18 protein-coding genes, 1 tRNA gene and 1 pseudogene are annotated in these 20,930 nt (G+C 70.9%); 8 read left to right on the top strand and 12 right to left on the bottom strand.

Annotated features, from left to right (window positions below; all coding sequences use genetic code 11):
- Positions 1–41: 41 nt before the first annotated feature.
- Together ACWCQ1_RS14675 and nth are read right to left on the bottom strand one after the other, a co-directional pair.
- Positions 42–737 carry an NUDIX hydrolase gene (locus ACWCQ1_RS14675; RefSeq protein WP_133044225.1) on the bottom strand — a complete coding sequence of 232 codons (696 nt, stop codon included), beginning with the start codon at positions 735–737 and terminating at the stop codon, positions 42–44.
- Positions 738–1,130: 393 nt separating this feature from the next.
- The gene (gene nth, locus ACWCQ1_RS14680) at positions 1,131–2,072 is read right to left on the bottom strand and encodes an endonuclease III (RefSeq protein WP_451026615.1); all 942 of its coding nucleotides are present in this window, start codon (positions 2,070–2,072) and stop codon (positions 1,131–1,133) included.
- A gap of 336 nt (positions 2,073–2,408) precedes the next feature.
- On the opposite strand from nth, the gene ACWCQ1_RS14685 reads away from it, so the two are divergent.
- Positions 2,409–3,083, top strand: coding sequence for a Crp/Fnr family transcriptional regulator (locus ACWCQ1_RS14685; protein ID WP_058924095.1), 675 nt, complete (start codon positions 2,409–2,411; stop codon positions 3,081–3,083).
- Between the two features lie 36 nt (positions 3,084–3,119).
- Positions 3,120–3,938: a nucleotidyltransferase domain-containing protein gene (locus ACWCQ1_RS14690; protein WP_451026616.1), complete on the top strand. Its 819-nt coding sequence runs from the start codon at positions 3,120–3,122 to the stop codon at positions 3,936–3,938.
- Between the two features lie 28 nt (positions 3,939–3,966).
- On the opposite strand, the gene ACWCQ1_RS14695 is transcribed toward ACWCQ1_RS14690, so the two are convergent.
- The 4 genes from ACWCQ1_RS14695 to ACWCQ1_RS14710 all read right to left on the bottom strand — a co-directional run bounded on the left by ACWCQ1_RS14695 (position 3,967) and on the right by ACWCQ1_RS14710 (position 6,347).
- The gene (locus tag ACWCQ1_RS14695) at positions 3,967–4,797 is read right to left on the bottom strand and encodes an MBL fold metallo-hydrolase (RefSeq protein WP_358598117.1); all 831 of its coding nucleotides are present in this window, start codon (positions 4,795–4,797) and stop codon (positions 3,967–3,969) included.
- Positions 4,794–5,663: an NUDIX hydrolase gene (locus tag ACWCQ1_RS14700; protein WP_358598120.1), complete on the bottom strand. Its 870-nt coding sequence runs from the start codon at positions 5,661–5,663 to the stop codon at positions 4,794–4,796. The genes ACWCQ1_RS14695 and ACWCQ1_RS14700 overlap by 4 nt, the downstream gene beginning before the upstream one ends.
- A 61-nt stretch (positions 5,664–5,724) precedes the next feature.
- Positions 5,725–6,189 carry a RidA family protein gene (locus ACWCQ1_RS14705; protein ID WP_133044220.1) on the bottom strand — a complete coding sequence of 155 codons (465 nt, stop codon included), beginning with the start codon at positions 6,187–6,189 and terminating at the stop codon, positions 5,725–5,727.
- A complete protein-coding gene (locus ACWCQ1_RS14710; protein WP_003991873.1) occupies positions 6,189–6,347 on the bottom strand; it encodes a DUF4177 domain-containing protein in 159 nt (52 codons plus the stop codon). Before ACWCQ1_RS14710 ends, ACWCQ1_RS14705 begins: the two co-directional genes overlap by 1 nt.
- Positions 6,348–6,419: 72 nt before the next feature.
- On the opposite strand from ACWCQ1_RS14710, the gene ACWCQ1_RS14715 reads away from it, so the two are divergent.
- Together ACWCQ1_RS14715 and ACWCQ1_RS14720 are read left to right on the top strand one after the other, a co-directional pair.
- Positions 6,420–7,397, top strand: coding sequence for an ArsA family ATPase (locus ACWCQ1_RS14715; RefSeq protein ID WP_133044219.1), 978 nt, complete (start codon positions 6,420–6,422; stop codon positions 7,395–7,397).
- A 221-nt stretch (positions 7,398–7,618) separates the two neighbouring features.
- Complete coding sequence (locus tag ACWCQ1_RS14720; RefSeq protein WP_451026617.1) at positions 7,619–9,007, top strand: ArsA family ATPase; 1,389 nt, start codon at positions 7,619–7,621, stop codon at positions 9,005–9,007.
- A 14-nt stretch (positions 9,008–9,021) separates the two neighbouring features.
- Here the strand turns inward: ACWCQ1_RS14720 and wblA are convergent, their stop codons facing one another.
- Positions 9,022–9,360, bottom strand: coding sequence for a transcriptional regulator WblA (wblA, locus tag ACWCQ1_RS14725; protein WP_058924101.1), 339 nt, complete (start codon positions 9,358–9,360; stop codon positions 9,022–9,024).
- A 408-nt stretch (positions 9,361–9,768) separates the two neighbouring features.
- Here wblA and ACWCQ1_RS14730 point away from each other — a divergent pair, with 408 nt between their 5' ends.
- The gene (locus tag ACWCQ1_RS14730) at positions 9,769–12,042 is read left to right on the top strand and encodes a transglycosylase domain-containing protein (protein ID WP_358598129.1); all 2,274 of its coding nucleotides are present in this window, start codon (positions 9,769–9,771) and stop codon (positions 12,040–12,042) included.
- A 142-nt stretch (positions 12,043–12,184) separates the two neighbouring features.
- Here the strand turns inward: ACWCQ1_RS14730 and ACWCQ1_RS14735 are convergent, their stop codons facing one another.
- Positions 12,185–12,649 (bottom strand): GatB/YqeY domain-containing protein, encoded by a 465-nt coding sequence (locus ACWCQ1_RS14735; RefSeq protein ID WP_133044216.1) that lies wholly within the window; start codon positions 12,647–12,649, stop codon positions 12,185–12,187.
- 143 nt (positions 12,650–12,792) lie between these two features.
- Here ACWCQ1_RS14735 and ACWCQ1_RS14740 point away from each other — a divergent pair, with 143 nt between their 5' ends.
- The 3 genes from ACWCQ1_RS14740 (at position 12,793) to ACWCQ1_RS14750 (ending at position 14,794) form a co-directional block, all read left to right on the top strand.
- Positions 12,793–13,719, top strand: coding sequence for a metallophosphoesterase (locus ACWCQ1_RS14740; protein WP_133044215.1), 927 nt, complete (start codon positions 12,793–12,795; stop codon positions 13,717–13,719).
- 174 nt (positions 13,720–13,893) lie between these two features.
- Positions 13,894–14,664 carry a Pr6Pr family membrane protein gene (locus ACWCQ1_RS14745; RefSeq protein ID WP_451026618.1) on the top strand — a complete coding sequence of 257 codons (771 nt, stop codon included), beginning with the start codon at positions 13,894–13,896 and terminating at the stop codon, positions 14,662–14,664.
- Positions 14,665–14,720: 56 nt separating this feature from the next.
- A tRNA-Pro gene (locus ACWCQ1_RS14750) sits at positions 14,721–14,794 on the top strand.
- A gap of 299 nt (positions 14,795–15,093) precedes the next feature.
- Here ACWCQ1_RS14750 and ACWCQ1_RS14755 read toward each other — a convergent pair.
- The 4 genes and pseudogenes from ACWCQ1_RS14755 to ACWCQ1_RS14770 form a co-directional block, all read right to left on the bottom strand.
- Positions 15,094–15,464: pseudogene (locus ACWCQ1_RS14755) on the bottom strand (site-specific integrase); the annotation flags it as partial.
- 13 nt (positions 15,465–15,477) lie between these two features.
- A complete protein-coding gene (locus ACWCQ1_RS14760) occupies positions 15,478–18,864 on the bottom strand; it encodes a S8 family peptidase (protein ID WP_451026619.1) in 3,387 nt (1,128 codons plus the stop codon).
- Positions 18,865–19,950 (bottom strand): CU044_5270 family protein, encoded by a 1,086-nt coding sequence (locus ACWCQ1_RS14765; RefSeq protein ID WP_358598143.1) that lies wholly within the window; start codon positions 19,948–19,950, stop codon positions 18,865–18,867.
- Positions 19,947–20,591, bottom strand: a complete 645-nt coding sequence (locus tag ACWCQ1_RS14770; RefSeq protein ID WP_358598146.1) for an RNA polymerase sigma factor — start codon at positions 20,589–20,591, stop codon at positions 19,947–19,949. The genes ACWCQ1_RS14765 and ACWCQ1_RS14770 overlap by 4 nt, the downstream gene beginning before the upstream one ends.
- Positions 20,592–20,930: the final 339 nt, after the last annotated feature.

Consider the following 20,930-nt stretch of genomic DNA (forward strand, 5'->3'; position numbering starts at 1 on the left):
GGGGATGTCCCCCGGGAAGACACAGCACGGCAGACACCCTGTCATGAGCGCCAGTCGAGCGGGACCTGCTTGCCGCGGTCCCAGGGGCGCTCCCAGCCGGAGTAGTGGAGCAGGCGGTCGATGATGCCCGCCGTGAAGCCCCAGACCAGGGCCGATTCGACCAGGAATGCCGGACCTCGGTGGCCGCTGGGGTGGACGGTCGTCGCACGGTTGTCGGGGTTGGTGAGATCCGCCACGGGGACGGTGAAGACCCGCGCCGTCTCGTTCGGATCGACCACGCCGACCGGGCTCGGCTCGCGCCACCAGCCCATCACCGGGGTCACCACGAAGCCGCTGACCGGGATGTACAGCTTGGGCAGGACACCGAAGAGCTGGACGCCGGAGGGGTCGAGCCCGGTCTCCTCCTCGGCCTCGCGGAGAGCGGCCCGCAGCGGCCCGTCGGCCTTCGGGTCGCCGTCCTCGGGGTCGAGGGCGCCGCCGGGGAAGGAGGGCTGGCCGGCGTGCGAGCGCAGCGAGCTGGCCCGCTCCATCAGCAGCAGCTCTGGGCCGCGCTCTCCCTCGCCGAACAGCACCAGCACCGCCGACTGGCGGCCCGCCCCGTCGGCCGGGGGCAGGAAGCGGCTCAGCTGCAGCGGCTGAACCGTCTCCACCGCCCGCACCACCGGGTCCAGCCAGTCGGGCAGCCCCTCCTTGCTGATCGTCACCGCCCCGCCCTGCGTATCACTCGTGCGCGTCATCGCCACCCCCGTCGTCCTGCCCGTCCAACGCCCACGACTCCCTTGCCCGTTCCCGCCACGGCCCTGAGATCACCCCGAGGAACACCCCTGAGGTCCGGGCCCGGGTCCCCGACGACCGGACCACGGAAACCGTCCGGCCCCCGATCCCGCACTGCGCCGGGCGCCGATTCGCGCATGCCCTCGGGATTCGCGCCGCCCGAACGCCACCCCGGCGTACGGGCGCGGAAACGCCCGTCCCCGGTCGCCGCCCCAGCCGACGGGTGTGCGCTGCCGGCACTGTGAGCGCTGCACCGATGAGGACCGCCCAGGCCTGTGCCGAACCACCCTCGTCCGTCGTCGTGCCGTCGGCCCGGCGACCGGTGCACGAGGCCCGGAACGCCGGCCCTCCGCCCCTCACCCGGCCCCCAGCGGAGGCGCCGGCTTGCCGCCCGCATCCAGGTAGGACTGCGGGGGATTGAGGCGTTGCCCCGGGAAGCCGCCCTTCTCGTACTTGAGGAGCTTCTTCGCCTTCTCGGGGTCCGTCTCGCCCTCGCCGTACGCCGGGCAGAGCGGAGCGATGGGGCAGGCGCCGCAGGCGGGCTTGCGGGCGTGGCAGATGCGGCGGCCGTGCCAGATCACGTGGTGCGACAGGTCCGTCCAGTCGCTCTTCGGGAAGAGCGCTCCCACGGCGGCCTCGATCTTGTCCGGGTCGGTCTCCGCGCTCCACTGCCACCGCCTGACCAGCCGCTGGAAGTGGGTGTCCACGGTGATGCCGGGGCGCCCGAACGCGTTGCCGAGCACCACGAACGCGGTCTTGCGGCCGACACCGGGCAGCTTGACGAGGTCCTCGAGCCGCCCGGGCACCTCACCGCCGAACTGCTCGACGATCCCCTTCGACAGCCCTATCACCGACTTGGTCTTGGCCCGGAAGAACCCGGTCGGGCGGAGGATCTCCTCGACCTCCTCGGGGTTGGCCGCGGCCAGGTCCTCGGGGGTCGGGTACTTGGCGAACAGGGCCGGCGTCGTCTGGTTCACGCGCAGGTCCGTGGTCTGGGCCGACAGGACCGTCGCCACGATCAGCTGGAAGGGGTTCTCGAAGTCCAGCTCCGGGTGGGCGTACGGATACACCTCGGCGAGCTCGCGGTTGATCCGCCGGGCACGGCGCACGAGGGCGGTGTGCGACTCGCCCTTCGGAGGCGCGACGGCCTTCGCGGCCGGGGCGCCCTTCACCTCGGCGGTCGCCTTCTTGGGCGCCACCACCGCCTTCTTCACAGCTGCCTTCTTCACAGCCGCCTTCTTCACAGGCGACTTTTTCACGGCCTTCTTCGCTGCTTTCTTCGCGGCCGCCTTCTTCACCGGAACTGCTTCTGTCGCTTTTGCCGGTTTCTTTCCGCCACCGGAGTTCTGTTCGCCCACAGCGGAATCACGACGTACAACCACCCGCCCAGCCCCCTTGGCCTGTGCTCTCACCGGCGATTTGGACACCCGGCCAGCCTAGAGCCCGCCACCGACATCCGCCCCGGACCCAGGGGATCGGCCGCCAATTGGACCCCTGCCGCCCACCCCGGGACGCCTGTGCGGCATCCTTGTGACAGATCACACTGTTTGGACCGTCCGGCAAGATGGGGAACACGGACCCCTGGTACCAAGGGGGAGCAAGATCCCCTGAGCAGGTCGACAAGGAGAGAACTCGTGGACGACGTTCTGCGGCGGAACCCGCTCTTCGCGGCGCTCGACGACGAGCAGGCCGCGGAGCTCCGCGCCTCCATGAGTGAGGTGACCCTCGCGCGCGGCGACTCGCTCTTCCACGAGGGCGACCCCGGTGACCGGCTCTATGTCGTCACCGAGGGCAAGGTCAAGCTGCACCGCACCTCCCCCGACGGCCGCGAGAACATGCTCGCCGTCGTCGGCCCCGGCGAGCTGATCGGCGAGCTGTCGCTGTTCGACCCGGGCCCGCGCACCGCCACGGCCACCGCGCTGACCGAGGTCAAGCTGCTCGGTCTCGGCCACGGCGACCTCCAGCCCTGGCTGAACGTACGGCCCGAGGTGGCCGGCGCCCTGCTGCGCGCCGTCGCGCGGCGGCTGCGCAAGACCAACGACCAGATGTCCGACCTGGTCTTCTCGGACGTCCCCGGCCGTGTGGCACGCGCCCTGCTGGACCTCTCGCGCCGCTTCGGCGTGCAGTCCGAGGAGGGCATCCACGTGGTCCACGACCTCACGCAGGAGGAGCTGGCCCAGCTGGTCGGCGCCTCGCGCGAGACGGTCAACAAGGCGCTGGCGGACTTCGCCCAGCGCGGATGGCTGCGCCTGGAGGCGCGTGCGGTGATCCTCCTGGACGTGGAGAGGCTCGCCAAGCGGTCTCGCTGACGCTCCTGAGGGAGCTCCGGCTGATGTAGTGGAGCCATGTCCGACAACGTGCTCTCCAAGGGCCTCGATCCCCAGGGCTACATCGAGCGCGAGGGCTCCCTCGGGCGCGTCCCGCACGCCTTCCGCCCCGTCGTCGCCGCCGCTCGTGACCGGCTGCTGGACCTCTTCGGGGCGCGGCTGCACAGCGCGTACCTCTACGGGTCGGTGCCGCGGGGCACCGCGCGCGTGGGACGCAGCGACCTGGATCTCCTGGTCGCCCTCCGGGAGGAGCCGGCCGACGCGGACCACGACGCCGTACGGGCGCTGGGCGAGGCGCTCGACAAGGAGTTCCCGCAGATCGACGGCGTCGGCACGCTGTTGTACGGCCGGGCGCGGCTGCTGAGCGCGGCGGAGACGTACGACCTGGGGTGGTTCGTGGCCTGTATGTGCACCCCACTGCTCGGGGAGGATCTCGCCGAGTACCTGCCGCGCTACCGGCCCGACTCCCTGCTCGCCCGGGAGACCAACGGCGACCTCGCCGAGCTGCTGCTCCGCTGGCGGCGGCGGATCGCGGACGCCGACGACACGGATTCGGCCCGCAGGCCCCTCGTGCGGTTCATGTCACGGCATCTCGTGCGCACCGGGTTCACGCTCGTCATGCCTCGCTGGGGCGGCTGGACCAGCGATCTGACGGAGATGGCGGAGGCGTTCGCCGCGTACTACCCGGAGCGGGCCGAGCAGATGCGCGCGGCGGCGCTGCTCGGCCACGAGCCGACCGGGGATCCGGCCGTGCTGCGGTCGTACGTCGACGACCTCGGGCCATGGCTCGCCGACGAGTACGCGCGCGTGCACGGCGTGAAGACCCCACGGCCCTGAGGTCCTGTCGACAGGACCTGGATCTGCCCTAGATCAGGCCGTGCTCCTCCAGGTAGTCCAGCTGGGCGCGCACCGACAGCTCCGCCGCCGGCCACAGGGAGCGGTCGACGTCGGCGTAGACGTGGGCGACGACCTCGGACGGGGTGCTGTAGCCGTCCTCGACGGCCGTCTCGACCTGGGCGAGGCGGTGGGCGCGGTGGGCGAGGTAGAACTCGACGGCGCCCTGCGCGTCCTCCAGGACGGGGCCGTGACCGGGGAGGACCGTGTGGACGCCGTCGTCGACCGTCAGGGAGCGCAGCCGGCGCAGTGAGTCCAGGTAGTCGCCGAGACGGCCGTCGGGGTGCGCCACGACCGTCGTGCCGCGGCCCAGGACGGTGTCGCCGGTCAGGACCGCCTGATCGGCCGGGAGATGGAAGCACAGGGAGTCCGAGGTGTGCCCGGGCGTCGGTACGACCCTCAGCTCCAGACCGCCGACGGTGACGGCGTCCCCCGCGCCCAGCCCCTCGTCGCCGAGCCGCAGCGCCGGGTCCAGGGCCCGTACCTTCGTGGCGGTGAGCTCGGCGAAGCGCGCGGCGCCCTCGGCGTGGTCCGGGTGGCCATGGGTCAGCAGGGTCAGCGCGACGCGCCTGCCCGCCTTTTCGGCGGTGTCCACGACCGCCCGCAGATGACCCTCGTCCAGCGGACCGGGGTCGACGACCACCGCGAGCTCGGAGTCGGGCTCGGCGAGGATCCAGGTGTTCGTGCCGTCCAGGGTCATCGGCGAGGCGTTGGGCGCCAGCACGTTCACGGCCCGCACGGTGGCGGGCCCGGAGGAGATCCCGCCGCGGGGCCGGCCGGGGAGGGCTGCTGTGTCGGTCATGCGGGGGCTCCACCGGTCGGGATGTGCTTGGTGAACTCGTCGTGGCCCGGCCAGGACAGCACGATCTCGCCGTCCGCCAGCCGGGCCCGCGCCAGTACGGCGGTCATGTCGCGGTCCGGGGCCGCCGCGAGCGCCTCGTCGGCCGTGGCGTACGGGGCCAGCTGGCGCAGGGTCGCGATGGTGGGCGGCATCATCAGCAGCTCGCCCTTGTCGTAGCCGTCGGCGGCCTCCCGAGGCCGGATCCACACCGTCCGGTCGGCCTCCGTGGAGGCGTTGCGGGTGCGCTGGCCGTGCGGCAGGGCGGCGACGAAGAACCAGGTGTCGTAGCGGCGGGTCTCGAACTCCGGGGTGATCCAGCGCGTCCAGGCGCCCAGCAGGTCCGAGCGCAGGACGAGACCACGGCGGTCCAGGAACTCGGCGAAGGAGAAGTCGCGGGCGACCAGGGCCGCACGGTCGGCCTCCCAGTCCTCGCCCGTGGTGTCGCCGACCACGGAGTCCGCGGACGGCCCGGCGAGCAGGACGCCCGCCTCCTCGTACGTCTCCCGCACGGCCGCGCACACGATCGCCTGCGCCGTCGCCTCGTCGACGCCGAGCCGGTTCGCCCACCACGCGCGCGTGGGGCCCGACCAGCGGATCTGGCGCTCGTCGTCCCGGGGGTCGACCCCGCCGCCCGGATACGCGTACGCGCCTCCGGCGAAGGCCATGGAGGCGCGTCTGCGCAGCATGTGGACGACGGGACCGCCGTCGGTGTCCTTCAGGAGCATGACGGTCGCCGCGCGCTTCGGGACGACCGGAGTGAGGGTGCCCTCGGCGAGCGCCCGGATGCGTTCCGGCCAGTCCTGCGGAAACCACTGCCCATTCGCCATGGGCGGAGGCTATCCCGTGGCGCGCGAATGTTCGAGAGGTCCCCCGAGGTCAGAGCGGCCGTTACGGCACGAGCTCGACCTGGATCTCGACCTCCACCGGCGCGTCCAGCGGCAGCACCGCCACGCCGACCGCGCTGCGCGCGTGCACGCCCTTGTCGCCGAGGACCTCTCCGAGCAGTTCGCTCGCGCCGTTGACCACACCGGGCTGGCCGGTGAAGTCGGCGGCCGAGGCGACGAAGCCGACGACCTTCACCACGCGCGCGATCCGGTCCAGGTCGCCGGTGACGGACTTGACCGCCGCCAGGGCGTTCAGGGCGCAGGTGCGGGCCAGGTCCTTGGCCTCCTCCGCCGTGACCTCGGCGCCGACCTTGCCCGTGACGGGCAGCTTGCCCTCGACCATCGGCAGCTGGCCGGCGGTGTAGACGTACACGCCCGACTGGACGGCCGGCTGGTACGCGGCCAGCGGCGGGACGACCTCGGGAAGTGTCAGGCCCAGTTCGGCGAGCCTCTCCTCGACCGCGCCCATTACTGCTTCTCCCGCTTCAGGTAGGCCACCAGCTGCTCGGGGTTGTTGGGCCCGGGCACGACCTGGACGAGCTCCCAGCCGTCCTCGCCCCAGGTGTCCAGGATCTGCTTCGTTGCGTGGACGAGCAGCGGCACGGTTGCGTATTCCCACTTGGTCATGTGGCTGACTGTATCCGCTGTTATCCACAGGCTGCCGCGTAGGTCGCGGGCGTACTGGTTAGGCTCGAAGACGTGAGCAGGCTCCAGGTCGTCAGCGGCAAGGGCGGGACCGGTAAGACCACGGTCGCCGCCGCTCTCGCGCTGGCCCTCGCGACCGAGGGGAAGCGGACGCTTCTCGTCGAGGTCGAGGGGCGCCAGGGCATCGCGCAGCTCTTCGAGACGGAAGCGCTGCCCTATGAGGAGCGGAAGATCGCCGTCGCTCCCGGGGGCGGGGAGGTGTATGCCCTCGCCATCGATCCCGAACTGGCCCTTCTGGACTATCTCCAGATGTTCTACAAGCTCGGGGGTGCCGGCAGAGCGCTGAAGAAACTCGGCGCGATCGACTTCGCCACCACCATCGCCCCGGGCCTCAGGGACGTGCTCCTGACCGGCAAGGCGTGCGAGGCGGTGCGGCGCAAGGAGAAGAGCGGGCGCTTCACCTACGACTACGTCGTCATGGACGCGCCCCCCACCGGCCGCATCACCCGCTTCCTGAACGTCAACGACGAGGTGGCGGGCCTGGCGAAGATAGGGCCGATACACAATCAGGCGCAGGCCGTGATGCGGGTGCTGAAGTCGCCGGAGACGGCCGTGCACCTGGTGACGCTGCTGGAGGAGATGCCCGTCCAGGAGACCGCGGACGGGATCGCCGAACTGCGCGCCGCGAAGCTGCCGGTGGGCCGGATCATCGTCAACATGGTGCGCCCGGAGGTGTTGGACGGCACGGACCTGGAACTCGTCCGCAGCGTGCCGCGTTCCTCCGTCGCGAAGGCGCTGTCGGCGGCGGGTCTCGGCGGCGCGCGGCGCGGCGGGAACGCCGAGAAGCTGGTCGACCCGCTGCTGCGGCAGGCGGAGGAGTACGCGGAGCGGTACGCGCTGGAGCACGAACAGCGCGCGGTCCTCACCGAACTGGGCCTGCCGCTGCACGAACTGCCGCTGCTCGCCGAGGGCATGGACCTGGCGGGCCTGTACGAGCTGGCCAGGGAGCTGCGGAAGCAGAACCTGTCATGACCGGCGGCACGAGTGGGAAGCGGGGTCCGTCATGAACCGGGGCACAGGTCGAAGGCGGGCCCAGGTCGAAAGCGGGCCCGGTCGAAGGCGGGCCCAGGTCAGAAGCAGGGCCGGTCATGAACCGCGGCACGTATCGCAAGCAGAGCCCGTCATGAAGCGGGCCACTGGTCGGAAGCAGGGCCCGTCATGAATCGGGGCACTAGTCGGAAGCAGGGGATGTCATGAGTCCGGATTCGGCAAGCGCCCAGGAGAGCGTCCGACCCCACGGCCTCTCCCCCGCGCGGGTGCTCGACGTCGACCCGCTGCTGGACGACCCGGCGACGCGGATCGTGGTGTGCTGCGGCTCGGGCGGGGTCGGCAAGACCACGACGGCGGCGGCACTCGGCCTCAGGGCCGCCGAGCGCGGACGCAAGGTGGTCGTGCTGACCATCGACCCGGCGCGCAGGCTCGCCCAGTCCATGGGCATCGACTCGCTGGACAACACGCCACGCCGTGTGAAGGGCGTCGAGGGCGACGGCGAACTGCACGCGATGATGCTCGACATGAAGCGCACCTTCGACGAGATCGTCGAGGCGCACGCGGACCCCGAGCGCGCGGCCACGATCCTGTCGAATCCCTTCTACCAGTCGCTGTCCGCGGGCTTCGCCGGCACGCAGGAGTACATGGCGATGGAGAAGCTGGGGCAGTTGCGGGCCCGGGACGAGTGGGACCTGATCGTCGTCGACACCCCGCCCTCCCGCTCGGCGCTGGACTTCCTGGACGCGCCCAAGCGGCTCGGGTCGTTCCTCGACGGCCGGCTGATCCGGCTGCTGACCGCGCCGGCCAAGCTGGGCGGGCGCGCGGGCATGAAGTTCCTGAACGTCGGGATGTCGATGATGACCGGCACGCTCGGCAAGCTGCTGGGCGGTCAGCTCCTCAAGGACGTCCAGACGTTCGTCGCGGCGATGGACACGACCTTCGGCGGCTTCCGCACCCGCGCCGACGCCACGTACAAGCTGCTGCAGGCGCCCGGGACGGCGTTCCTGGTGGTGGCGGCCCCGGAGCGCGACGCGCTGCGCGAGGCCGCGTACTTCGTGGAGCGGCTGGCGGCCGAGGACATGCCGCTGGCCGGACTGGTGCTCAACCGGGTCCACGGCAGCGGCGCCGACCGGCTGTCGGCCGAGCGCGCGCTCGGCGCCGCGGAAAATCTTGTGGAGGCCCGCATTGTCGATCAGGACGGCGGGAAAGCTGGACTTCGTAACTCTCCCGACACGTACGGCAGTTCAGAATCTCCCGCATCCGGGCGCTCCGCGTCCGGGGCGACCCGGCCCGCCGACCCTCCCGTGTCCAGGACCAACTCCCCCGGTCCGGATCAGGAGGACGAGGGCGCCGAGGGCGCCCAGGGCGTCGAGCGGCTCACCGCGGGCCTGCTGAGGCTACACGCCGAACGTATGCAACTGCTCTCCCGCGAGCAGCGCACGCGCGACCGTTTCACCGCGCTCCACCCCGAGGTGGCGGTGGCCGAAGTGGCCGCGCTGCCCGGCGATGTGCACGACCTCGCGGGCCTCAGGGACATCGGTGACCGGCTCGCGGCCAACCGGCCGGAGCTGCCCGAGACCGCCGTCGACTGAGCCGAGGGGTGCCCTCAGCTCACCGCCGCGTAGTTCTCGTACACCTCGTCGTCGTCGAGCGGCAGGATGCCCACGCCCCGCTCGTACTCCACACGTGCAGTCTCGAGCAGCCGGCGCCAGGAGGTCACGGTGGGCCGCCTGCGCAACAGCGCGCGGCGCTCCCGCTCCGTCATTCCTCCCCACACGCCGAACTCGACGCGGTTGTCCAGCGCGTCGGCCAGGCATTCGGTGCGTACCGGGCATCCGGTGCACACCGCCTTGGCCCTGTTCTGCGCTGCTCCCTGCACGAACAGTTCATCCGGATCGGTAGTGCGGCAGGCGGCCTGCGCACTCCAGTCGGTTACCCAGCCCATACCGGCGCCGTCCTCTCCCGAATCGAGGCTCCCCCACGGCGGCAGCGGCATATTCACCGCCGCCAGTTGAGGACGTTACGGAAGGCGGGCACAGCGCAACACCCCCTTCGGGCCCAATCTTGAATGGCCCGAACGGACTATGGGTAAGCGGCAGATCACCCGGGGGAGTGAGCTGGTGACATACATGACTTTCCCGGCGAAACGGGACAGTTCCATGGAGTCACAACGGACACCGCCCGACACACAAGGCGGATTCGGACACGCCCCCACCAAAAAAGTCGGGGAACCTCCGGAACGATTCGGGGTCGCCGGACGTATTGATACGTGGCCCTACTGCTGTGACAGTTGAGAGCAGCTTAGGCCAAGGCATATACGTGTGTCCGGCGATTGAGAACGTAGGCTGCCCTCATGCCAAAGAAGCGCTCGGGCGGTGGCCTGTCCCCAACGCAGCAGGCCGCCAAGTTCCTCGGTGTCAGTGTGCTCGCGGGAGCCGTCATGGCCGGCATCGCGCTGCCCGCCGTGGGCGCGCTGGGCCTGGCCGCCAAGGGATCGGTGGAGAGCTTCGACGAGCTCCCGGCCAACCTGAAGACGCCCCCGCTCAGCCAGCGCACCACCATCCTCGACGCCGAGGGCGGCCAGATCGCCACCGTGTACTCACGTGACCGTACGGTCGTCCAGCTCAAGGACATCTCGCCGTACATGCAGAAGGCGATCGTCGCGATCGAGGACTCGCGCTACTACCAGCACGGCGCGGTCGACCTGAAGGGCGTCCTGCGCGCCCTCAACAAGAACGTGCAGAGCAGCGGGGTCGCCCAGGGCGCCTCCACGCTCACCCAGCAGTACGTGAAGAACGTCTTCGTGGAGGAGGCCGGCGACGACCCCACCAAGGTCGCCGAGGCCACCCAGCAGACCCTCGGCCGCAAGATCAAGGAGCTGAAGTACGCGATCCAGGTGGAGGAGGAGCTCGGCAAGAAGAAGATCCTCGAGAACTACCTGAACATCACGTTCTTCGGCGAGCAGGCCTACGGCGTCGAGGCCGCCTCCCAGCGCTACTTCTCCAAGCACGCCAAGGACCTCAACCTCCAGCAGGCCGCGCTGCTCGCGGGCATCGTCCAGTCGCCGACCCGGTACGACCCGGTCAACGACGCGACGGAGGCCACCCTGCGCCGCAACGTCGTACTGCAGCGCATGGCCGACATGGGCGACATCTCGCAGGCGCAGGCCAACGCGGCCAAGAAGACACCGCTGGGCCTCGCCCCCAGCAAGCCCAAGAACGGCTGCATCACCGCCGTCAAGGGCGCCGGTTTCTTCTGCGACTACGTGCGCGAGGTCTTCCTGACCAACCCGATGTTCGGCAAGACCCAGGAGGCCCGGGCCAAGGTCTGGAACCAGGGCGGTCTGACGATCCGCACGACGCTGGACCCGCAGTCCCAGAAATCCGTCCAGCGCTCCGTCAAGAAGCATGTCTACAAGAGCGACCAGGTCGCCACCGCCGCCACCATCGTGGAGCCCGGCACCGGCAAGATCCTGGCGATGGGCCAGTCGCGGCCGTACGGCATCAACGTCAAGGACCACGAGACCTCGATCAACCTGTCCGTCGACAAGGACATGGGCGGCGGCGCCGGCTACCAGCCCGGTTCGACGTTCAAGCCGATCGTGGCCGCGGCCGCCATCGAGGGCGGTACGCCGGCGACGCAGCAGTACTCCTCGCCGTACGAGATGGACTACCCTGCCCCCGTCTCCGCCTGCGACGGCAGGACCTGGGACGAGAAGGGCGTCAAGCTCACCAACGAGAACCCCGACGAACACGGCCCGTACTCCATGAAGGAGGCGACCGCCAAGTCGGTCAACACCTACTACGTGCAGCTGATAAGCGACATCGGCATCTGCCCGGTGACGACGATGGCGCAGAAGATGGGCGTGGAGCGGGCCGACGGCAAGAAGATCCAGCAGGCCCCGTCGATCGCGCTCGGCACGCAGGAGATGTCGCCGCTGACGATGGCGAACGCCTACGCCACCTTCGCCTCGCGCGGCATGTACTGCACGCCGGTCGCCATCGAGTCGATCACCCAGACCGTGGGCACCCAGAAGAAGTCGCTGGAGGTGCCGAAGTCGACCTGCTCGCGCGCGATGTCGGAGAAGACCGCCGACACCGTCACCACGCTGCTGAAGGGCGTGGTCGAGGACGGCACCGGTAAGGCGGCCGGCCTCGACAGCCGCCCGAGCGCGGGCAAGACCGGTACCACGGACAACCGCTACGCGGCCTGGTTCGTCGGCTTCACCCCGAACATGGCGGGCGCGGTCTGGGTCGGCGACCCGGCCCACGAGCGCCAGATGAAGAACATCACCATCGGCGGCGTCTGGAACGAGAAGGTCTACGGCGGCCAGGTCCCCGGACCGATCTGGCGCGACATGATGGACGGCGCGCTGGACGGCAGGCCGGTGGAGGAGTTCCACCTCGTCGACATCCCCAACCCCGACAAGGGCAAGGACAAGGGAAACGGCGACGGGAAGAACGGCGGCAACGACAACGGCGGGCTCATCGCCGGCCTGACCAACGGCGGCCAGGACTCGGGCGGCAACAACGGCGGCAACACCTTCCCGACGCCGACGTTCTCCTTCCCGGACAACCTCTTCCAGGGCCAGAGCAACGGCAACGGAAATGGCGGACGGCGCGGCTGACGCGGCTGACACCGGCGCCAGACCGCGGGTCGCGCTGACGCCGACGGCCCCTGATCGTCGTAACCGGACTTCTCCGGTACGACGATCAGGGGCCGTTCTGTTGCGTGCCGGGGGTCGCGGTCGCGGTCCGTCGGTCAGTCGGTCAGTCGGCGAGGAGGCGCTTCACCTCCGCGGCGACCCGGCCGCCCTCGGCCAGGCCCGCGACCTTCGGGTTGACGATCTTCATGACGGCGCCCATGGCTCGCGGCCCCTCGGCGCCGGCCGCCTTCGCCTCCTCGACGGCCTGGGCGACGATGGTGTTCAGCTCCTCGTCGCTGAGCTGCTTCGGCAGGTACGCGGCGAGGACCTCGCCCTCCGCCTTCTCCCGCTCGGCGGACTCGGCGCGGCCACCCTGCGCGAAGGCCTCGGCCGCCTCCCGGCGCTTCTTCGCCTCGCGGGTGATCACCTTCTGCACCTCGTCGTCGGAGAGCTCGCGCTTCTGCTTGCCCGCGACCTCCTCCTTGGTGATCGCGGCGAGCGTCAGCCGGAGCGTCGAGGAGCGGAGCTCGTCGTGCTCCCTGATCGCGGTCGTGAGGTCTTCCTGCAGCTTCGACTTGAGCGTGGTCATGGGTTTGATTGTCGCAGGTACCGACACCCCGACGCCCTCCCATTTAGGCGGCCCGACGCCCTCTCCCTCAAGGGGCGGTGAGGATCGTGCGGTCACGGACCGGGGTGGCTCGGGTGCCGTGCCGGGTCTGTCACGATGGAGGTATGCGCGCTCGATACGGAGTACCTCTGGGGATCGCGGCGGCAGGCGCCGCCGGTGTGGCCTATGCAGCGGGGTTCGAGGCCCGCTCCTTCCGCCTGCGAAGGGTGACGGTGCCCGTCCTGCCGTCCGGCATGCGCCCCCTGCGCGTCCTGCAGGTCTCCGACATCCACATGGTCGGCGGCCAGCGCAAGAAGCAGCGCTGGCTGCGCTCGCTGGCCGGCCTGCGCCCCGACTTCGTGATCAACACGGGCGACAACCTGTCCGACCCGGAGGCCGTGCCGGAGGTCCTGGACGCGCTGGGTCCGCTGATGGAGTTCCCCGGCGCCTATGTCTTCGGCTCCAACGACTACTACGGCCCCAGGCCCCGCAACCCCGCCCGCTACCTGCTGGAGAAGGTGCAGGGCCGGCACGGTCTGAACGGCAACCCGCCGGTCGTCGGCGCGATCCACAACCCGTGGGAGGACCTGCGGGACGGTTTCGACGCGGCGGGCTGGCTGAACCTCACCAACACGCGCGGCCAGCTGAAGATCGAGGGCGTCTCGGTCGAGCTGACGGGCCTGGACGACCCGCACATCAAGCGCGACCGCTACGTCCAGGTGGCCGGCGGCCCCTCACGCTCGGCGGACTTCTCGATGGGCGTCGTCCACGCGCCGTACCTGCGCGTCCTGGACGCCTTCACGGCGGACTCGTACCCGCTGATCCTGGCCGGCCACACCCACGGCGGGCAGATCTGCATCCCCTTCTACGGCGCCCTGGTCACCAACTGCGACCTGGACGCGGACCGGGTGAAGGGCCTGTCCTCGCACCGGGCGGAGGGCCGTACGTCATACCTGCACGTCTCGGCGGGCTGCGGCACGAACCGCTACACGCCGGTACGGTTCGCGTGCCCACCGGAGGTCACGCTGCTGACGTTGGTGGGCCGGGAGTAGGCGGGGAACGGGGCCGGACCGTAGGCAGGACCGGACGGTAGGCAGGACCGGGCGGTAGGCAGGACCGGGCCGTTGGCAGGGGCCGGGCCGTAGACATCAGCTGCTGGCGGGCGTCCATAGCCCATACGGCCCGCCCGGATGGCCCCTTTTATCCCCCCTCCCTAGCTTGGGGGCATGACCGCCCCCATACCCAGGGACATCCCGGACCTCCCCGCGGTCCCGGGCGTGCCCGTGCTGATGCCCTCCGCCGTCCCCGCCACGGCGGTGGTGACGCCGGTCCGCCGCCCGCTCACGGCCGCGTATCGCCTGCTCGTGGCCCTGATGGCGGTGTCTGCCGTCACCGTCGACCTGCTCCTCGGCAGCCCGATCCGGGTCCTGAGCCACTTCACGATCCAGAGCAGCCTCTTCCTGGCCGCCGTCCTCACCCTCTCGGCCCGCCGAGCCTGGACGGCCCGCCGCCCGCTGCCGTCCGCCGTCACGGGCGCGGCACTGCTGTACGTCCTGATCGCGGCCCTGGTCTACCACCTGCTCCTGACCCACGCCTCGCCCCCCTTCTCCCTGACGGGCGGTACGACGGCGCCAACCGGCTGGCAGTGGCTGACCAACCAACTCCTCCACACGGCGGTCCCGGCGGCCGCGGTCCTGGACTGGCTGCTCCTCACACCCCCGGACCGCCTGCACCTGCGCCAGGCGGCCCCGTGGCTCCTCTACCCCCTGACCTACCTGGCGTTCTCCTTCATCCGAGGCGAACTGATCCTCCCTGGAACACGGGGCCGCTACCTCTACCCCTTCTTGGACGTCGACCTGCACGGCTACAAGAGCGTCCTCGGCAGCGCCCTCCTCCTGGGCCTCGCCTTCTACGCCCTCGCCGTCCTCCTCGTCGCCCTCGACCACGCCCGCCCGAACCCCGTCCGCCACCGCGCGAAAACCGGATTTCGTCTCTAGCCACCGGTGGGCTAAAGTAAACGACGTCGCCGCGACGAGCAGGACTGCAGCGACATCGGGGTGTAGCGCAGCTTGGCAGCGCGCTTCGTTCGGGACGAAGAGGTCGTGGGTTCAAATCCCGCCACCCCGACAGCCGAAACACCAGTTCAGGGCCGGTTTTCCTTCACGGGAAACCGGCCCTGACTCGTTCCGCGGAGTCCCTGGGGAGTGATTGGGGAGTGGATCAAGGAAATCCACTCCCCTGATGTCGCGCCACTGTACGAACGACCTGGACGCCATGGGCCGCGTCTACTCGGCTCTGCCTGGGTCGGCGGCGGACGGGATGGGAGCTCCCTCCTGCCGAGGGCACAGACAGAAGGGCCAGCTCAGGAGGGGTTTCCTCCAAGGCTAGCCCTTGGCCATTTCAGGCGCCGTGCCACATCCATGCCACTACGAGCCCGCCCGATGCTTTTCAGAGGGCTCGGGGGTGGCCACTCCCCCGCCGCCCCGGATCATGGCCCCAAGCCGGTCGGCGATGGCCCGGTCCCGGTCGCTGGTCATGTGCTGGTAGATCAGCGCGGCTCGGGAGCTGCTGTGGCCCATGCGCGTCATCAGCTCCCGGGTGCCGGCTCCCGCCGTCGAGGCGAGCGTGTTGCCCTTGTGCCGAAGGTCGTGCAACTCGGCCCTGACACCCGCAGCCTTCCCAGCCTTCACCCAGTCGTCCCTCCGTCGCAGTTGTCCGCCTCTGCGGATCGACGAAGACGTGTGTCTCGGTCGGCAGCGGCGAAGCGCTCCAGATGATGCGTGACCGCGTCGAGGAGTGTCTGGACCACGTCAGGTCAGGAGGTATGCCTTCAGGATCGTCACCGCGTAGGTGTTGCCGGTGGTGTCGGTAAGGGTGGATGTGAGGGAGACCGAGCGGGCGTTTTCCGGGTGGGTCAGGGTGAGGGTCCTTTTGCCGTGGGTCGTGGTCACCGGGGCGGCGGACCAGGTCTTGCCGGCGTCGTAGGAGACCTTCACCGTCAGGGACTTCAGGTGGGTGGCTGCTGGGCCTTGGAGGGACAGGGGGATCGTGGTGCGGCGGCCTGCGGGGGCCGTGCCGGTCGGGGTCAGCTTCGGGTGGAAGCGGACCGTGGAGAGGGGCAGCGAGCCGGAGTCGGACGGGCTGGACGTGAAGGTCCAGGCCGCTGTCAGGCGGCTCGTGGTCGTGGCCACGCCTGGCGGGCGGGTCAGGTTCGTCCGGATCGTGTAGCGGGCCGGGACGGACGGGAGCTTCTCCACGGTCTGGCAGAGGTCGCCGTCGTTGTCGAGCAGGGTGCTGCCGTCCGCGGTGACCGTCGTGTGCCGTTTGGCGACGGAGGAGGCGGGATGACCGGCCCCGTCGGCGAGGTCGGGGACGCACAGGTCCAGGGTGTCGCCGTCGCGCTGTGCGCCGTACGGGCCGCCGGTGATCGGGCTGAAGACGCCGACGTTGTACGTGGCCGCGTAGGTCCGGCCCGCCTGGTACGACCTCGCGCTCTCCGTGCCGTAGAAGACGTCGTCGTCTCCGGAGGCGTTTCGCTGGCCCAGGTTGGCCGTCCACTTGAAGCCCTTGGGCGTGGTGACGTAGATCTTCGCGGTCGTCGGCAGCGGGAAGGGGTCGCTCACCGTGCCCAGCGACAGTGTGGGGCCGCTCCACAGGACGTTGACGGTGCCCTTGCGGTGGGCGGCGGACGAGCCGAAGTTCCGCTTCAGCAGGGCCAGTTCGTTCATGCGCGTGGTGTGCCGATAGCCGGTGGGGAAGCGGTCGGGCAGGTTGTGGAGCAGGTGGTAGGTGGTGCTGCCCTTCTGCCACAGGCCGCCGAGCTGCGTGCTGAGCCTCCCGGCCGGGGCGGTCGGACCCAGGGTCGCGGTGCGCAGGTTCTTGAACGTTCCCCAGAACAGGGTGCTGTTATGCGATGCGCTCCCCCTGTCCCCGGTGCCGACGGCGACGTTGAGCTGGCCGTCGGACATCTTCGCGCCATGCGGCGCGGTGATCCGGACCGGCTTCGCCTTGCGCGCGTCGAAGACGACCGTGGTGTCCCCGGTGAGGGAGAGCCGGGGCCGGACCAGCGCGGAGGTGCCACTGGCGTCGGCCAGCACGGTGTCCACGACGTAGTCGCCGCGCGGGACCCGTACCCGGTACACGCCCTTGGAGATCCGCTCGGAGTCCTCGAGGTTCGTGGTCCAGTACGTGCCCGAGTATCCGAGGATCTCGGTCAGCGGAGCGCTCACGGGCCGGCCGCCGCGGTCGAGGAACTTCAGGGTGAGGTCGTGTGCCTCGGCCTCGCGTACGACGCCGAAGGCGGTCCGTACGGCCGCGGGGTCGGCGGCCGCGGGGTCGGCGCCGTTCCGCGCGGTGGCGACGAGCGTGCCCGAGTAGGTGCCGTCCGCCGCCTCGACGCGGGTGTCCGCGGTGAGATCGACGTCGGCGGTGCCGCCCGCCGGCACGGTGAGCTGTGTGGTGCTCAGCGTGAACATGCCTACGGGGGCCGTGCTGCCTCCGGGGCCGGTCGCGGTGGCCGTCAGGTCCAGGGTGACGGGGTGGTCGCCGTCGTTGCGGTAGGTGATGTGCCGGGTGAGCGGCCGGTCGTCGGTGTGGGGCCACAGCTGCTTGCCGAAGGACACGGAGGTCTGTTCGCTCGCCACCTCCCCCTCCAGTGCCCGGGACACGTCGAGTCGGCCCGTCCCCTGCTGGTAGCCGGTCGCGCCGGTGGTCGGGGTGGTGGACGCGGTGAGCGCCTGCTTGATCCGTGCGCCGGTCCAGTCGGGATGCCGCTGGGCGAGGATCGCGGCCGCCCCCGCGGCATGCGGCGTCGCCATCGACGTACCGGACATGGAGACATAGCCGTCGGCGGCCGGGTCGCCCATGTGGCCGTGCGCCGCCCTCGCCGAGACGATGGCCACGCCCGGCGCCGTGAGGTCCGGTTTCAGCGCGTTGTCGGCGGTCGGGCCGGTGCTGGAGAAGTCGGCGAGCCGGTCCTCGCCGTCGACGGCGCCCACGGTGAGCGCCGACTCCGCGGCCCCCGGGGAGTCGACGGTTCCCGCGTCGGGGCCCTCGTTGCCGGCCGCGGCGACGGTGAGCATGCCGGTGCTCTTCGAGAGGGCGTTCACCGCCGCCTCGACCGGGTCCTCCCCCGGGGTGTCGGCCTGGCCCAGGCTGAGGTTGGCCACCTTGGCGCCCTGCCCGGCGGCCCACTCCAGGCCGGCGATGACGCCGGAGTCGCTGCCCTCGCCGTTGTCGTCCAGCACCTTGGCGTTGAGGATCCCGGCACCGGGCGCGACGCCCTTGTACCGGCCGCCGGACCGTGCGCCGGAGCCCGCCAGCGTCGCGGCCACATGGGTGCCGTGGCCGGCCATGTCGTCGGTGCTGCCGGTGCTGGTGAAGTTCTTCGAGGCCTTCACCGCCGAGGCGAGGTCCGGGTGTGTGGTGTCGACGCCGGTGTCCAGGACGGCGACCTTGACGCCCTTGCCGTCGTATCCGGCCGCCCAGGCGGCCGGGGCGCCGATCTGCGCGACGCCGCCGCCCGCCTCCCCGGCCTTCGCGCCGTCTTCGTCAGCCGGGGCCTTGAACCGGCCGTCCAGCCAGACCCGCGCGACTCCCTGCTCCTCGGTGAGGGCCTGCCACATGTCGTCGGCCCCGGCCTTGGGCACGGTGATCGCGGCGCCCGCCACGCTGGGCAGCTCCCGGCGCACGGTGGCGTCCGCGTCCGCGACCAGTGACTTCTGGGTGCTCCTGCGCTGGGCGGACTTGCCCTCGTACGACACGATCAGCGGGAGCGTGCCGCGCCGGGTGTCGTCGTAGCCGGCGCGTATCAGGCCGCTGACGTCGAACAGCCGCATGTCCAGGACGCCTTGGCCGATCAGGGCGGCGGCATCGGCGGGAACGACGTACTGATCGCCCCCGACGCCGCGCACGGACACCGGGACGTGCTCACGGCCCGGTGCCCGCCGTACGCCCGTAACCCGGCCCCGGGCGTCCAACCGGACCCGGTCGCCGGTGAGGAGGGTGACGTACCGGCCGGCCGCGGAGGCGGAGCCGGCGGTCCGCGCGCCGAGGGCGGGGCTGCCGGGCGCCGCGACCGTGGCGGTGTCCTGCGTCCGTACGCCGAGGCCGGAGCCCGTGGCGGCCACCGAGACGCCCGTCATCAGCCCCGCCACCAGCAGGGCGGCCAGCGAGGCGCTTGCGGTTCTGTCGCGCATTCAGCTCACCTGCCCGGGAACCTGCTTGGCGGCGTCGACGACCGCGCGCTCGGTGATCGCGCTGGTGTGCGTGACGGTACCGACCTTGAGGGGATTGCCCGCCGTGGCCTTGACCACCACGATGCGCTCGCCGAGGAACCGCAGCGTCTTCTTGTCGAAGATCCACTCGGTGCGCTCGCCGTCGGTGTCGTTCTCCCGCGCGATCGCGACCCCGTGCCGGCCCGTGGCGTCGACCGCGTCATCCACCGAGACGACTCCGGGGATCTTGGCCGCGGCCTTGTAGAGGGCGGCGCCGACCTCGGCGGGCGGGTAGCTCTCGAACAGCAGATCGCCGATGGCGACGAAGGCGGCCTGGTCGCGCGGGACTTCGGGGTCCCGGACGGCGTCCGACGCGCGGTAGATCCGCTGCAGCAGCGCGTCGGGGTCGGTCGGCAGCGCGGCCAGGGCGTTGTAGGCGCCGCTGAACGGGGTGTCGCTCTTCAGGGTGATGCCCTTGTCGCTGGTCTCGCCGGCCTCGATCAGCCAGCCGTCCCTGCCGTCGAGGGAGTTCCAGACCTGGCGGGAGTGCAGCTCGTTGCTGACCGCCTCGCTCTTGTCGCCGACGGTCTTGATGTAGGTGTCGGCCACCTTCGAGGCGATGTAGATGTACTGGCCCTTGCGCGGGGCGGGGGCGGAGGTGTCGGCGGCGGCCAGGGAGATGCGTTCGAGGAGCTGGGGGGCGCCCTTGGCGTCGGCGGCACCGATCCGGGTGGTCAGTGCGGGGCCGGTGGCCAGGGTGGTCTTGCCGTCGTCCGCCCCGCCGCCGGTCACGGCGAGGCCGCCTACGACCGCGCCGGCCAGGGCGAAGGCCGCGGCGGGCAGGAGGATCGTACGGCGCAGGAACGGGTTGGAGCGCTTCACGGGCGCGACCGGATAGGCAGCGGAGGTACGGGAGGAGGTGCGGAGGTCTTCGTGGATCCGGGCCATCATCTGCTCCTTGTGGAACTGGTGGCGGCCCGCCGGCAGATCCCGCTCGGCGGAGGGCAGCAGACTCTGCGTCTCCGTCCACTCGGCCGGGTGGGGCCGGTGGGAGGGGCTGGCGTTCATCGGTTTCCTTCCTGTGCGGACCGGACCGCGTATCCGCGATCACCTGTTATCTGCCGGTTCGTGCGGGTGGGTTCCCGTTTTTCTTCGAGCAGTTGTGCATCGGCGAGCTTGCGCAGCCGGGCGCGGGCGCGGGAGAGGCGGGAGCGGACGGTGCCGACCGGGATGCCGAGGGCGCGGGCCGCCTCGACGTACTCCATCCCCTCCCACAGGCACAGCGTCAGGACCTCACGCTCGGGGCGCTTGAGCAGGCTGAGGGCGGCGAGCGTGGCGTTGATGCGGCGCCGGTCGTCCAGGCGTCCGGCGGTCTCCTCGGCGTGGTCCTCGACCCGTTCCTCGGCGGCGTGCGCGGCGGCCGCGGCGCTCGCCGCGTTGCGGTAGCGGCGGTTGCTGCGGTGGTGGGAGCGGGCGACGTTGGTGGCGATGCCCAGCAGCCACGGCCGCAGCGAGCCGCCTTCGGCCTCGACCGAGGCCCGGCGCCGCCACGCCTCCATGAAGGTCGTCGACATCACGTCCTCGGCCAGCGACCAGTCGGCGGTCAGCCGGAAGGCGTGGTTGTACACCGCGCGGGCGCACTCGTCGTAGAGTTCCGCGAAGGCGTCCGGATCTCCGTTTCGCACCCGGGTTCGCATATCTGTGGTCACGTCTTGAACTGACGTACGGTGCGGGCGGGTTCCGGTGAGACACGTCACAGCCGTCGTACAGGTCACCGGGGCGGTGACCGCACGAGGACTCGGTGGACATGGCAGCCGCTCACCCGCGCACCGCTCAGGCTGCGAGGCCCGTGAGCAAGGAGCCCGATCTGGTGCGGGCCCCGGTCCGGGGGTGCGCAGGCCGGTCGAGAAGCAGTTGGAGGTGTCGAGGCCGAACGCGGGCGCGGAGCAGGCTGATCCGGCAACGCCCACCGGCACGGGCGGGCACCGGTCTCACCGACGGTGAACGGCGCCGTTGTCGTCGTACGCAAACCAGAGCCCGGGCTTCGG

The sequence above is a fragment of the Streptomyces sp. NPDC002144 genome, from assembly GCF_053593695.1.

Coding starts and splice junctions, on each gene's coding strand:
- ACWCQ1_RS14675 (WP_133044225.1), bottom strand. CDS start 737: ATGACGCGCACGAGTGATACGCAGGGCGGGGCGGTGACGATCAGCAAG.
- ACWCQ1_RS14690 (WP_451026616.1), top strand. CDS start 3,120: ATGTCCGACAACGTGCTCTCCAAGGGCCTCGATCCCCAGGGCTACATC.
- ACWCQ1_RS14695 (WP_358598117.1), bottom strand. CDS start 4,797: ATGACCGACACAGCAGCCCTCCCCGGCCGGCCCCGCGGCGGGATCTCC.
- ACWCQ1_RS14700 (WP_358598120.1), bottom strand. CDS start 5,663: ATGGCGAATGGGCAGTGGTTTCCGCAGGACTGGCCGGAACGCATCCGG.
- ACWCQ1_RS14705 (WP_133044220.1), bottom strand. CDS start 6,189: ATGGGCGCGGTCGAGGAGAGGCTCGCCGAACTGGGCCTGACACTTCCC.
- ACWCQ1_RS14710 (WP_003991873.1), bottom strand. CDS start 6,347: ATGACCAAGTGGGAATACGCAACCGTGCCGCTGCTCGTCCACGCAACG.
- ACWCQ1_RS14720 (WP_451026617.1), top strand. CDS start 7,619: ATGAGTCCGGATTCGGCAAGCGCCCAGGAGAGCGTCCGACCCCACGGC.
- wblA (WP_058924101.1), bottom strand. CDS start 9,360: ATGGGCTGGGTAACCGACTGGAGTGCGCAGGCCGCCTGCCGCACTACC.
- ACWCQ1_RS14730 (WP_358598129.1), top strand. CDS start 9,769: ATGCCAAAGAAGCGCTCGGGCGGTGGCCTGTCCCCAACGCAGCAGGCC.
- ACWCQ1_RS14735 (WP_133044216.1), bottom strand. CDS start 12,649: ATGACCACGCTCAAGTCGAAGCTGCAGGAAGACCTCACGACCGCGATC.
- ACWCQ1_RS14740 (WP_133044215.1), top strand. CDS start 12,793: ATGCGCGCTCGATACGGAGTACCTCTGGGGATCGCGGCGGCAGGCGCC.
- ACWCQ1_RS14745 (WP_451026618.1), top strand. CDS start 13,894: ATGACCGCCCCCATACCCAGGGACATCCCGGACCTCCCCGCGGTCCCG.
- ACWCQ1_RS14760 (WP_451026619.1), bottom strand. CDS start 18,864: ATGCGCGACAGAACCGCAAGCGCCTCGCTGGCCGCCCTGCTGGTGGCG.
- ACWCQ1_RS14765 (WP_358598143.1), bottom strand. CDS start 19,950: ATGAACGCCAGCCCCTCCCACCGGCCCCACCCGGCCGAGTGGACGGAG.